This is a genomic window from Dulcicalothrix desertica PCC 7102, from assembly GCF_003991905.1.
In the GTDB taxonomy this organism is placed as follows: domain Bacteria; phylum Cyanobacteriota; class Cyanobacteriia; order Cyanobacteriales; family Nostocaceae; genus Dulcicalothrix; species Dulcicalothrix desertica.
The window spans coordinates 14226-27723 of record NZ_RSCL01000036.1 but is presented as its reverse complement, the minus strand read 5'-3'; the positions used below and the strand labels follow the sequence as shown (position 1 = coordinate 27723).

General features: G+C 37.9%; 12 protein-coding genes. 1 reads left to right on the top strand and 11 read right to left on the bottom strand.

Going from position 1 to position 13498, the window contains the following annotated elements; all coding sequences use genetic code 11:
• Positions 1-151 precede the first annotated feature (151 nt).
• Together DSM106972_RS44470 and DSM106972_RS44465 are read right to left on the bottom strand one after the other, a co-directional pair.
• Positions 152-970 carry an alpha/beta hydrolase gene (locus DSM106972_RS44470; RefSeq protein ID WP_127086713.1) on the bottom strand — a complete coding sequence of 273 codons (819 nt, stop codon included), beginning with the start codon at positions 968-970 and terminating at the stop codon, positions 152-154.
• Between the two features lie 65 nt (positions 971-1035).
• Positions 1036-1524 carry a helix-turn-helix domain-containing protein gene (locus tag DSM106972_RS44465; protein WP_083605055.1) on the bottom strand — a complete coding sequence of 163 codons (489 nt, stop codon included), beginning with the start codon at positions 1522-1524 and terminating at the stop codon, positions 1036-1038.
• A 352-nt stretch (positions 1525-1876) separates the two neighbouring features.
• Here DSM106972_RS44465 and DSM106972_RS44460 point away from each other — a divergent pair, with 352 nt between their 5' ends.
• Positions 1877-2932, top strand: coding sequence for a hypothetical protein (locus DSM106972_RS44460; RefSeq protein ID WP_127086712.1), 1056 nt, complete (start codon positions 1877-1879; stop codon positions 2930-2932).
• A gap of 204 nt (positions 2933-3136) precedes the next feature.
• On the opposite strand, the gene DSM106972_RS52895 is transcribed toward DSM106972_RS44460, so the two are convergent.
• The 9 genes from DSM106972_RS52895 to DSM106972_RS44415 form a co-directional block, all read right to left on the bottom strand.
• Positions 3137-3487 carry a GNAT family N-acetyltransferase gene (locus DSM106972_RS52895; RefSeq protein WP_201800867.1) on the bottom strand — a complete coding sequence of 117 codons (351 nt, stop codon included), beginning with the start codon at positions 3485-3487 and terminating at the stop codon, positions 3137-3139.
• Entirely contained in the window at positions 3460-3723 is a 264-nt protein-coding gene (locus DSM106972_RS52890; protein ID WP_201800866.1) for a GNAT family N-acetyltransferase, read from the bottom strand. The genes DSM106972_RS52895 and DSM106972_RS52890 overlap by 28 nt, the downstream gene beginning before the upstream one ends.
• 204 nt (positions 3724-3927) lie before the next feature.
• Positions 3928-4362 (bottom strand): hypothetical protein, encoded by a 435-nt coding sequence (locus tag DSM106972_RS44450; protein ID WP_127086711.1) that lies wholly within the window; start codon positions 4360-4362, stop codon positions 3928-3930.
• A 321-nt stretch (positions 4363-4683) separates the two neighbouring features.
• Positions 4684-6750 (bottom strand): prolyl oligopeptidase family serine peptidase, encoded by a 2067-nt coding sequence (locus DSM106972_RS44445; protein WP_127086744.1) that lies wholly within the window; start codon positions 6748-6750, stop codon positions 4684-4686.
• A gap of 560 nt (positions 6751-7310) precedes the next feature.
• Positions 7311-7949: a histidine phosphatase family protein gene (locus tag DSM106972_RS44440; protein ID WP_127086710.1), complete on the bottom strand. Its 639-nt coding sequence runs from the start codon at positions 7947-7949 to the stop codon at positions 7311-7313.
• A 497-nt stretch (positions 7950-8446) separates the two neighbouring features.
• On the bottom strand, positions 8447-8689 hold the full coding sequence (locus DSM106972_RS44430; protein WP_127086709.1) for a CTB family bacteriocin: 243 nt from the start codon (positions 8687-8689) through the stop codon (positions 8447-8449).
• Positions 8690-8906: 217 nt separating this feature from the next.
• Positions 8907-9527: a PEP-CTERM sorting domain-containing protein gene (locus tag DSM106972_RS44425; RefSeq protein WP_127086708.1), complete on the bottom strand. Its 621-nt coding sequence runs from the start codon at positions 9525-9527 to the stop codon at positions 8907-8909.
• A gap of 450 nt (positions 9528-9977) precedes the next feature.
• Positions 9978-10403 (bottom strand): response regulator, encoded by a 426-nt coding sequence (locus DSM106972_RS44420; RefSeq protein WP_186538617.1) that lies wholly within the window; start codon positions 10401-10403, stop codon positions 9978-9980.
• A 476-nt stretch (positions 10404-10879) separates the two neighbouring features.
• Positions 10880-13483, bottom strand: a complete 2604-nt coding sequence (locus tag DSM106972_RS44415; RefSeq protein WP_127086706.1) for a CHASE3 domain-containing protein — start codon at positions 13481-13483, stop codon at positions 10880-10882.
• Positions 13484-13498: the final 15 nt, after the last annotated feature.

The window sequence follows — 13498 nt, the reverse complement described above, 5'->3', positions numbered from 1 at the left end:
ACCATCTTAATTTTAGCAGGATAGTGCAAAGCAGTGTTTTTACGGTTTACTAAATCCGTTACTTAGCAATGATACACAAATAACTAAATATATAATTCCTCGCTTTGCCAATCCAATATCTTGTGTTATTAGGATAGGTTAGCGTATAAAACTACTTTTCAATTAGGTTAATAAATTCCTTTAAAACTTTACCGTAACGGCTCCCAGCTACATATGTAAAATCATTATGACTGGCGCCTTCTACCCACAAACTCAGCTTTGGTGATGACGCCTTCTCAAAAAGCTGTTGACTATGCCAAAAAGGAATCACATTATCCTCTTTACCATGCATAACTAGTACAGGTGCTTTAATATCATCGATTTTGTCAATATTGGAAAACCTGTCAAACGGTAAAATTGGAAAAGGAACTTTAACACGAAAAGTTGAAGTAAAAGTACTTTCTAACACTAAACCAGCTACTTGCTTTCTCTTTGCTAAATCTACAGCAGAACCACCACCAACCGAACGCCCGTATACAATAATATTTTGTGGCGCCACTTTTAAAACTTGAGTTAAATAGTTATAAGCAGTATCTATATCTTTGTAGGCATTCTGTTCTGAGGGGGTTCCTTGGCTTGTGCCATAACCACGATAGTCATAGGCAAATACATTAAAACCTAATGCATTTAGATTCTCTAGTACTTGCCTAATATCTCCCAAATCTTCAGCGTTGCCGTGAGCATAGAGTATAGTGTACTTTGCGGCAGGATTAATTAAATGCAGCGCTGAAAGCTCAATACCATCTCGACTTTTAAGCTTGATAATCTCTTTTGTGTCTTGATAACTAGATGGCTGAGGTAAGAAAATCATACTGTCAGCCCGAAAATAGACGAAAACAGCAAAAAGTAAATATATAAGAGCAGCAGACCTTACTAGCCTTTTCCAACTAAATTCCCCAACCAAGAGCTTTCGCCAACTAACTGGTCGCATCCCCTCCCCCAACTCCCAACTCTTAACTCCTAACTCCTAACTCCTAACTCCTAACTCTTAACTTTTTACGTTTGCTGTGCTAGAAAAGCAGCAGTGACAGAAATAATTTCAGCAATTTCTGCGGGTTCGAGCAAGCGAATTTTCGCTAAAACCTCTTGCTTTATCTTCTCGTTCGAGGGTTTCGACGAGCGCTTTTTTACTTGAGTCATCATCCTACCTGCCACACCTTGACGATATACCGATAAAGTTATTTCACCATCTAGATACTTTTGCAGCGTTTGAGAAGTTCCGCCACTCAAGCGGGCTAACTTCTCAAAGTTCCTAGACTCCGGTTCGGGAACGGTCTTCCCCTTTACCCAGCGGTACACCGTTGTAAACTCTACGCCAATAAACTCAGCTATTCCAGTTTGAGTCCAGCCATCTTGCAACAGCTGTTCCATCAACTGAACTAGTCGATTTTGGCGCGCTTGTATGAGTGATGGTACAGATGTGGCAGTCACAATTTTTACCTTGGTAACTTCAATAACAGGCAAATTTAATGTAAAGCCGACCATACCCCCGCTTGAGTAGCAGTTGAGGTAAAGCGCTCACGTTCTTAGATTTATAAGGTTTGTATACCCTATTTAAAAGTATAACTCCTGTATTTACAAGGGTTTGAGCAAAATTTAAACGAAACTACAAACAAAAAAGGCTAATTACCTATATTCCTTGAACGGAAAATCAATACAAAACGTAAAAAGTTTGCATAAAGCACAGAACTTGTGCAATATTATTTATTGCATGTGCAATATAATCGGAATATGTATAGAGCGTTGACAAAGCGGTGACAGTAAGTGCTGGCGCCGTGGATAGTTCATGGATAAATAAACAATAACGCAGTCGTTAACCCAGAGATAAAGGATATCGATGGAACATCTAGACTTTACTGCTTCCTGTGCAACTTTTCAACTATCTAGTGGCGGTGAGCAAGAATTAGCAGTTGCTTCAACTCCGAATAGTAATGTAGACCAAATAAATACCAACAACCCAGAAGCGCTTTCCGAAGCTGAAGTTCTAGAGCTACAAAGTTTAGAATCAACCGTTCAGCGAGGTTTGCGGGCATTTTGGGAAATAGGACAAGCGTTGCGTATACTGCGCGATAAGCGATTGTATAGGCAATGTTACGACACCTTCGAGGAGTATTGCATCAACCGTTGGGAAATGTCCCGACGTTCCGCTTACTACCTGATAGATGCTGCTGCGGTTTATGAAAATGTGAACCACGGTTCACAAATTCTTCCCGCTAACGAACGTCAAGCGCGTCCATTAACTGCATTACCACCATCCGAACAACAAAAAGTTTGGCAACAAGCAGTTTCTACGGCGCCGAACGGTAAAATCACAGCAACCCACATCATTCAAGTAGTAAAAGCATACCAAAAACAAAACGACAACTCTGAATCGAATAGGAGTAAAGGCAAAAAGAAGCTAAAATCACGAACAGAGCATAAATCATACACACCTCAAAGTGTAGACACAGCAACATCACATGCAGGACATACACAGCCAAAATCATCATGTACACCAAGTACACCAATACGAAGTTGTTGGAACTGTTTGAATTGTAGTCCGGAATTACTAGAAGAAAAAGAAAACTTCTATTGTTACCAGTTAGGTAAATTAAACTTTCTGGAAAAAGATGGCGAAACCCGCGCGCATGAATGTGAGTATTGGACTTACCGTAACAGTGAACCAGAGTTAAAACTCTCCCGAATACCTTCACTCGAAACAGTCGCATTAACCTTACACATTCCAGCGTACTTGCAGCGAGAAATGCAAGACATCGCTAAATCATCAGGACTTAACTTAACAGAGTGGGCAACCAGAATATTAACAGAAGCAGTTGCTAGCAGTAACGGCGCCGATGAATTGACAATCAACGGAGAAACATTTGAAATTCTTAGAGAACCAGCAACTCTTTGAAGAAAGTCCCTCGGAAGTCAACCGAGGTTATTTTATTTTTTACAACTAATCCTCACCACCAAAATATTAAATATAAAGGCGCCTTAAATACCCATATCGGTCTTCAGGGTCATATTTGGCACCTTAAATATTTTTATACTGTCATGCTGAGGTACGTTAACGTAGTTTTCCGGCAGGGTAGCATCTTAAATATTTTTATGCATGTTAAAAAGTCAAATTATAACCGTTTTGAGTATAAGTAGTTTCATCTTGCCAGTCTTTCCGAAGAATTGCCCATAACTTTACATCTTCAAATACTCCCCACTTCCGTACCCGTTGCCGTAGTATCCCTTCTTGTACAAACCCATTTTTCTGCAATACTTTACCTGAACCTGGGTTTTTGATCATATGGTAAGCGTAAAGCGTGTTAAGACCTAAGTCTTCAAATCCAAAACGAAGTAAGGGTTTTAAAGCTTCACTCATATATCCTTGCCCCCAAACACCAACCGCTAACCAAAAACTCAATTCTGCCTGAGAATGTTCTCGTTCTATATCTCGACTTCGATAATTCCACAAAATTCTTTTTCAGATTTGCGCTCAATTACAAATGAAACAGAATGTCCTGCCTGAAACTCTGCAATTTGTCTTTGTATGTATTGCTCTGCCTCCCCATCAGGATACGGATGAGGAATAGAAATCATCGTATTAGCAATCTCACGAACACTAGCCACGTTTTGAATCAACGGTGCATCTGCATGAGTTAATGGGCGCAAAATCAATCTGCTTGTTAAGAGCGTAGATTGAGCAGGCATAAAATTCTTTTATTTTAAGCGACTCTCATGGGACATTTTAACACGCTCGATCAGGAGCCAGGTATCCAAAGGGTGGCGCCACCTATATTTTCTGTTCGGGTGCGTGAAAGCAGTTTAATTTTCGTTACATTGAGTAACTGTAATGACTTTCACGCACCCTACAAATGTGAACCACGGTTCACAAATTAATCGTGAGCGAGCGAATTAACGACTCCAGACGCTACCACCAAAATTCTCTCCACCAGAGATTTTTTGAATGCGTCCACCTGAGATTCTAAGTGTCATTTCACCATAACCTCTTATACTACCCTTGGGAACATCAGCCCAACTACCAATTATTCTGCTACCTGTAATCGTTCCTTGAAACACATTCGACCAAGTTTGTCCACCATCACTGCTTTGACCATACCACCATATTTGATTTCCAACTTGGCGAATAAAATAAACACCACCATCGTTACAATTCCAGGCGCCAGTTAGATTACCAGCCTGTGCAATAATCATTCCTGGGTTAGCAACTTTTGTGGGAATGTTAGAATTTTGTTGTACAGTGGGCTGAGATGTTACTTTTGCATGTGTAGCCACGTTACCTATTAACGTCAATGCGATTGCCGAACAGAGAATAGCAAGCTTTTTCATAGTAATTATTACCTAATCTATTGTTTACAGAAATGTAAGTTTTTTAACCTCACATCTCTCTCTAAACCTAGATATGTCTGGTAAAGCTAGTTTATGCAGCTAAGTTGAAAATATGAATAAAAGTTTTTAAGCTAGTCTCTGTCCTGCTCTTACGACTCATCGCTTGTAAGACGCTATTTTTTGTAGCAAATAATACAATTTAATTCTAAATATACGTAAAATGTGAACCGTGGTTCACAAATAGGCACCTCCAATATCAGGACGGGCAAGGATGCCCATCCCACAAGATATTAATTTATTTTTTGGAAGCTTTCACGCATCTTACATCTTCATGTCTAAGACGCGCGTAAGAAATGCCCATTTATCTGCTGCTTCTTCGATAATTTTTGTTGTTGGTTTGCCTGCTCCGTGTCCGGCTTTTGTTTCTATTCTAATTAACACTGGTGCCGAACCCTTATGGGCTGCTTGTAATGCTGCGGCAAATTTGAAGCTATGTGCTGGTACAACTCTATCATCGTGGTCTGCTGTGGTTATTAAGGTTGCTGGATATGCTGTACCTGGTTTGAGGTTGTGTAGTGGCGAATATGCGTATAATGTTTTGAAATCTTCTGGATTATCTGGTGAACCATATTCGGCAGTCCATGCCCAACCAATGGTAAACTTATGGAAGCGCAACATATCCATTACACCAACAGCAGGTAGTGCGGCGCCAAATAAGTCTGGACGCTGTGTCATACAGGTGCCTACCAAAAGTCCACCGTTACTGCCACCACCAATTGCTAGTTTAGTGGATTTTGTATATTTATTAGCTATCAACCATTCTGCTGCTGCAATAAAGTCATCAAATACATTTTGCTTATTCTGCTTCATTCCAGCTTGATGCCAGTCTTCGCCATACTCACCACCTCCACGTAAGCTAGGCATAGCATATACTCCACCCATTTCCATCCAAACCAAGTTACTGACAGAAAAGCTTGGTGTTAGCGATACGTTAAACCCACCATATGCATATAAGTATGTTGGATTATTCCCATCTAGCTTAATACCCTTTTTATGGGTAATAAACATTGGAACTCTAGTACCATCTTTACTCGTATAGAAAACCTGTTTAACTTCGTAATCATCAGGTTTAAAATCTACTTGAGGTTGTCTAAATACTTTACTTTTACCCGTTATCATATCGTAACGGTAGATAGTACCAGGCGCCGTAAAGCTAGTAAAGCTATAAAACGTTTCGGTGTCAGTACGTTTACCACCAAAACCCCCAACTGACCCAATACCTGGTAATTCAACATCACGAACAAACTTACCGTTGATATCAAAAATCTTGATTTGACTACGTGCGTCTTTAAGATAGTCAGCAACGAATAAATTATTGACGATATTCACACTTTCGAGCGTTTCTGGTGTTTGGGCAATTACTTCGCGCCAATTTGCCCTTGCTGGTTCTTTTGTATCAATTGCAATTACTCGTCCGCGCGGCGCCTCTAAATCGGTGCGAAAATATAAAACGCGACCATCACTATCAACCAAGCTAAAATCTGACTCAAATTTATTAATTAACTCAATCACATTAGAATCAGGTTGCGTTAAATCTTTGTAAAATACCAAATTTCGAGAATCAGTTCCCAACCATACGGAGATAACTAAATAACGTCCATCTTCCGTAACTTTACCACTAAAACCCCATTCTTTCTGGTCGCGACGCTCATAAATTAAAGTATCTTCAGATTGTGGCGTACCTAGTCTGTGGTAATATAACTTCTGATAATAATTAACATCCTCAAGTTTAGTTTTTTGATTTGGCTCATCGTAACGACTGTAGAAAAAGCCTTTATTATCGTTTGTCCATGAGGCGCCGGAAAACTTAATCCATTTGAGATTGTCATCTAAATCTTTCCCTGTTTCAATATCGCGAACTTTCCACTCCTGCCAGTCAGAACCCGAAGTAGAAAGACCGTAAGCTAAAAATTTACCGTTATCACTAATCGATAAACCAGAAAGTGCTACAGTTCCATCAGCAGAAAGCTTATTCGGGTCAAGTAATACATTTGCTTCAGTATCAAGACTTTTTTGAGTATAAAGAACACTCTGGTTTTGCAGTCCATCATTTTTAAAGTAAAAATAGTTACTTCCTTCCTTAAAAGGAATGCCATATTTTTCGTAATCCCATAATTTAGTGAGACGCTGCTTAAGCTTCTCTCTATATGGTATTTGATTCAAATAGCCAAAAGTCAATTGATTTTGAGCTTCAACCCAAGCAGCAGTTTCTTTCGAGTCAGGGTCTTCCAACCAGCGATATGGGTCAGCAACCTCAGTACCATGATAATTATCAACTTGGTTCACTTTACGGCTAACTGGATAAGTCAAACTTTGATTACTTGACATAGGTCGGCGCCTAAATGGTACTTTTACATAGTATCGACCCAACTCCGATAATGTATTACCCTTTAGGAAGTCATCAGGACTATGGAATAAATTATGTCTAAATAAATACTCAGTACTATTCCGAGATGCGTTATCTACATTAGTAGTACGAGCAACTGCAATATTCGGTGCAAGTAAATACTTACAAACAATAATCGTTGTTAAAAAAGGAATAATAAACGGGAGCAATCGTATTATTAACTTATTCATTTTTCAGCAAAATAGCATAAATATAGACTAAGAGCCTAAAATTATAGCAATTTTGTTACATTTGTCCAGTCAAACCCAAAATTTTAGAAAAGCTACAGAACAAGTAAAAGCTGCTAAAAATGGTTCTTTCGTACATAGCGTGCTAACTGTTTAACTACAACTGATAATTTTCTTTAAAATCAAGGCTTACAGGCACTTATAGTCCAAATCTCAACAATCTTGGCTTTTTGAAAGTGATAATAGCTGTAATGCAATTCCAGCAATAGTTTCAAGCTTATTTTTTGCACAAATTTAGCACGCTAAGTTCCCCGTTATGTTCCTGGGCGAGAGCGAAGATGATCGGGTAGATGATGGCGATCTCCTAGTATTTCTAACAAGGGACCATTTACGTCAAATTTAACCATACTTACCGACGCGACCAAAATATTGACCCGATAGCGATAGCGTCCCAAATCAATTCCCAGTAAACTGCAAAGCATAATCCGAATCGTGGCTTTATGGGAAACTACTAAAACATTACCTTGAGGATGTTTTTCTTGAATTTCAGCAATTACAGGCATAGAACGGTTAGCAATATCTACCGCAGTTTCTCCACATAAAGGCGCATTCCAAGCGGGTTCTGTCAACCATTTTAGATAATTTTCTGGGTAATTCTCTTGGACAAAGGATTTACTCTTAGTTTCCCAAGAGCCGTAACTACCTTCTCTAAGTCCGTCACGCAACTGCATATCCATACCAATAGCATCACAAAATGGCTTGGCAGTTGCAATTGTGCGTTTCATTGGGCTAACATAAACGCCAGACCACTTCAATTTTTGATACACGTCAGCAAAACTTTCTGCCATCTGCATCCCTTCTGTAGTCAACTCCGCGTCAGTTTCACCGCAGAAATTACCACTTTGACTAAAAGTAGTTTCTCCATGTCGCAGTAAATATAAATTGAGTGTCATAGCTTGTATTGCGATTGGGATAAAGGAGTTTGTACCTAAATAAAATACCATCAATCTCGCAATCGAATATGTGACACTACGACAAAGTAATCGACCAAAACAGTCAATCAATCACAAATTATTGAAATCTAAGACAAAAGTAGCGCTTTATGCAGTCCCGCTTGGAGGATAAATGACACAGCTTGACTAAGAACTCATCCTTGTTCTTGCGGTTATATGTAACGAACTGTAAAGACAGGTATGTAACAACACGTGCATTATACTGTCAATGTATTTATACATCCTGTCCACGTGGGTAAAGGTTTATCTGAAGTTTTGCTTAGGCGCCAATGGTTAACAACGCGACGATTATTAGTTGACATGCCCCAAAGTTTACTAATCTTAGGATGATAGTATTAATAATAATATAAAAAGCAGTTAAAAACGGCGCCAACATTTAAATTAGTGGCGCCGTACAAAATTATCCCAGAAGAAATTAGAGGTTGAAGGGGGTATAATTACTTAATAGCAATTGCTTGACCAGCAGTGCTGACGATTTCTTGTAAGTTAGTAACAGAAGCAGTGTAGCTGCCACCAGAACCCGCGAAGGTTTGTTGACCCACTGTTAAATTCTTCTGTTTAAAGGTGTTTGAAGCATCTGATGCAAAACCACCAATATCACCTAAGCTAATAGCCAAACCGCCAGATACAGTGTCAAGTTCATCAAAAGATAATTCAACTGCGTTAATTTCGTTATTCATAACCATTACTCCATTAAGTATATTTGTTACATTTGAAAGCTTGCAGCACTTGCTGTTCGCTTTCATGTTTATATAATATGAATCTCCCTTGAGCTTACACATCAGAATAAAGCTTGAATTGTAGCAATACTTTTAATGGAGAAGGCGCCTAATACTAAAGTTGGAGTAGCGACGCGCGATTCGTGAATGCACGCATTCAGAAGCGGTAAATAAATTGTTAGCCGACAGTTTGGTTTTTACGACGACGCGATACTAATATTGAACCACCATACAAACTTAAAGCAACTATAGTACCTGGCTCTGGAACTGAAGTAACTGGTGGTTTGGCGCCTTTGGTATAGTAAACACTAACGTGGGATACATTTCTACTACCGTTGCTATTGAAATTGAATGCAGCTTGTTCAAAAGGGGAAATCCAACTTCCAGAAGTTATGCCATCAGTAACCTTATAGCCAACAAGATTTGTTCCTTGTCCAGACTTAAAGACCAGCATAACATTGTTCCAAGAGTTTTGAACCACACTGGATATATCCCAAGTTCCTGACTGTCCTGAACCTGTGCCACCATAACCAGAATTTTCGCCAATTTTGCCACCGAACTCCCAGTTAGTTAAATCAAAAAATCCAGCTTGGTTGACTGTAGAAGGGTTAGTATTTAGAAAGTCTTGGTTAAAATCATTGCTAATTTGGCAACTAGATGTACCTGTTACATTATCTGCAATATTAAATTGGCTGGTGGTACATGTGCTGAAGCTAGCAGCATGAGCGGGTGCAGAATTTGCAATAACAGTAGCTCCAATCCCAGTGATAATAAGACAAGCAATCGCAGTAGCTTTCATATTAAATGTGTATCTCTTATTATTTGTTTTCCGTGTGAATACTAATTTAATCCGCTTATTTCTAAACGGCTAGATATTTTTACGGAATTAATCGAAACTTCATTAGGTATATCTATTATGTAAAGTAGCAATAATCAAAAATAGATGAGATCGGAATTCTTACGTAATTTTACTAATTTAAATGCTAGATTTTTCGGAATTTAAAAATAACTTTATATATTCTTTTAATAATGATATTTCTTTTAAGTGATTTCACGGAAAATTAAGAAAAGTTTTCGTTATCAAATAACTTTGACTTTTACAGGTGCAGGTAAAGCTTTTATAGCGCGCAGTCCAAAATATTTATAGGCGCCTCCGCACCGTTGCACTTTGTACCAATTCGATGAAAAATTTATCACGCGGGACAGAGCTGCTTAGGCGCCTTTAGGAAAAAATTTTAAATTCAATCAGTTAATTATCTCTGTTACTAATAAATAAATCTAACAGTAATAATAATTTGTTTTCATTAATTGGTTTTGCTAGCCTTTCATTAAAGAGCTTATAATCTTCCAAGTCAACATCGTCCATATAAGCTGTTACTAACACAATCGGTATACTTTGTGTATATGGATTCCGCCGAATACAACATGCTACTTCAATTCCACTCATACCAGGCATCATTAAATCAAGAAAAATTAAGTCAGGTGGATGAGATTCTATGATTGCCAATGCTTCATTCCCAGAATAGGCAGTGCTTATTTGGCATCCAGTTTCTTCAAGCATGTATTCAAGTAAGATAATATTGTCTGGATTATCGTCAACTATCAAAATATGCTTGTTTGAAGCTTTTGATGATGAAGCAAACACATCCATGTAGTTTTTATCTTGAGTTATCATTTTTTTTGAAAAATAAATTTCGTAAAAATTAGCAGTCAAAATCAATTTATCACAAAGTAATGTTGACCATAAATTACTACGAAAGCAATAATTTTCTAACTTATATGTCATTTGATATATTGAAGGGGTCTTTCTTTAGATATAGATTATCCTGCTCTTCAAACTATTCGCAAAACCCCTATCCATAAACGTTTTAATTTTATCATCTATCTAAAGATATATTTTTATAGTTGAATTTGAGAAAATTCAAGTAAGAAGGGAAAACTTTCAATACTGCTCGGTTAAGCTTTTTTCGGCATCATAAACAACAATATTATAAGGGTTTCAGCCTACGTTATCTCCTTAACCGAGCAGTATTGGGAAAACTTTGGAAAGTAATAGAAATTACTTATACTTATTATAAGTAGTAAAAGTAATTATTATTCTCACAAATTAATGATGATAATTTCAGGTGGGAATTTAACTCCATAAATTCACTACTGTATTTCTAATATTTCTGCTATCAATGTTACTAACTCGATAGGTTCTACAGGTTTGGCAATATGTCGATTAAAACCTGCTGCTAATACTTGCTGTTTATCTATATCTCCAGCAAAAGCAGTTAGCGCAATTGCAGGAATTTGTCCTCCTTGTTCAATAGGCATATTTCTAATTTGACGAATTAAACTATAACCATCCATTTCTGGCATTCCTAAATCACTTAGTAATATATTTGGCAATATGTCTGAAAATTTATCTAAGGCGCCTGCTGCAGACTCTGCTACTGTTACTATTGCCCCATATTGCTGGAGTAAAAAAGCTAAAAACTCGCGGGTGTCAGCTTCATCATCGACAATTAAAATTTTTATACCTTCTAAACTAGGTATTGCTTGAAAGTTTATGTTTGATGCAACAAAATTTTCAGATGAAATTAGCGGTAAATTTACAGTAAAGGTTGCTCCTCGTCCTTCTCCCTGACTTTCTGCCACTACAGTACCACTATGTAATTCTACTAAATGACGAACTATCGCTAATCCTAAACCCAAGCCGCCAAAATTTCTAGTGGTGCTGCTATCCGCTTGACGGAAGTGTTCAAATACATATGGTAAAAATTCTGGGTTTATTCCTCTACCTGTATCGCGTACTTGAATTTGAGCATAGGGAATAGATTGAGAATTGCAAACCGACAAGGAAACTTCAACTTGTCCTCCATTTGGTGTAAATTTGACTGCATTGGTAAGCAAATTTGCAACAATTTGCTGTAAGCGATTAATGTCACCTCTAACTTGAATAACACTTTTTTCAATATGAGTTTGGATTTGAATTGATTTTGAAGAAGCAGCTAACTGCACTGTTTCAATTGCAGCATCAATTACTAGCGTTAAGTCAACGGTTGCTTCATTTAAACTTAGCTTTCCTCGTAAAATACGTGAAACATCTAGTAAGTCATCAATTAGTTGAATTTGTAATTTAACGTTACGCTCTATAGTATCCAAAGCTTTTGCTATAGTTACCTCATCAAACTTACGCGACTTTAATAGTTTTGTCCACCCTAAAATTGGGTTAAGAGGGGAACGCAATTCATGAGAAAGGATTGCAAGAAATTGGTCTTTAATTTGGTTAGCGGATTCAGCTTCACTTCGTGCAACTTGCGCTCTTTCCAAAACTTTTGCACGCTCAGTTTCCAGTCGAACGCGCGCGGTAACATCCAGTACTAAAGATAATACCGAAACTAATTTACCATTTTTATCTACTAAAGTTGAATTGTACCATTCACAGTACACTATTGAACCATCTTTTGTATAATTCCGATTGCTACATATATTACGTTGCTCTATACCGTTTCGTAATTTATTTTGCACTTCCATTACTGCTTCTAAATCATCAGGGTATACAAACTGCCAATCATTAACAAAATCATTTCCTGTAACTTCTAACGCTGTCCAGCCAAAAATTTGTTCTGAAGAATGCGACCATCGAGATACTCGAAACTCACTATCCCACTCAATTACAGCTAAAGATAAGTTTTCGATATGAAAGTTTAACCTTTGCAACGCTAAGAAGAGCGCTTCTTCTGTTTGCTTGCGTGCGGTAACATCTACTGCTGCACTTAATACTAATTTTCTACCATCTGGCGCCAAACCTAAAGGCGCCGAACTAAAATCCCAAATTCGTTGTTCACCATTTTTCGTGGTAATTAAGCATTCACCTTGGTGATTATTTTCCGAAAGCTTATATAACTTGTTTATATATCGTTGCACGAATTGGTTTTTCTGTCCATAAGCCTTTTCTATCCAATCAGAGATTGTGGAAATTTCCGCTTGCATATAACCCGTTAATTCCTGCCATGTGGTGTTGATTTTCTCAACTACCCCATCGGATGCGTGTATCATGATTGGAAAAGGAGCATTACGAAAAGCGTTTGAATAGCGCGTCGAAGTTTGACGCAAAGCCAATTCCGTTTTCACACGTTTGCCAATATCACTATTAACCAGGTAATAAATTAAACATATTAGCCCAATGTCAAGGAAAATTAATATTAAAAACGTTTTTTTTAGAGTTCTACTAGCTGCTTCTTCTTCCTGAAGGCGACGAAAAAATAAATTGTTTTCCTCCTGTTGCATTTCGGCAATTGTCCGCCGAATTGCATCCATGTCTTGCTTACCCAAACCTTCACTTACTATTGCCGCTGCCGCATTTAAACCTTGCGTTCGACGTACTTCAATCGTTCGCTTTAACCTGCTAAATTTAGCGTTTATTTGCGGCTTCAATATCGCTATTCTACGCTGTTGATTGGGGTTATCTTGAGTCAAGGAATGAAGTTGCTCAATACGTCGATCAATTTCAGCATTTGCCTGATTATAGGGTTCTAAGTAACTTTCATCACCTGTAATTGTATATCCACGCTGTCCAGTTTCAGCATCCTTGATAATTGATAGTGTTGCTTCTAACTCAGTAAGCACTCTACTAGTATGTTTTACCCAATTGTTTGCTGTGTTGTACTTTTCGGGAATTTTATATGAAAGCCAGCCAGAGAAACCAAGGGAGACGATTGCAGTTACAAAAGCTGTAATAATCTTTTTATTGAGCAACAGTTTCATTGATATTACTTAGTG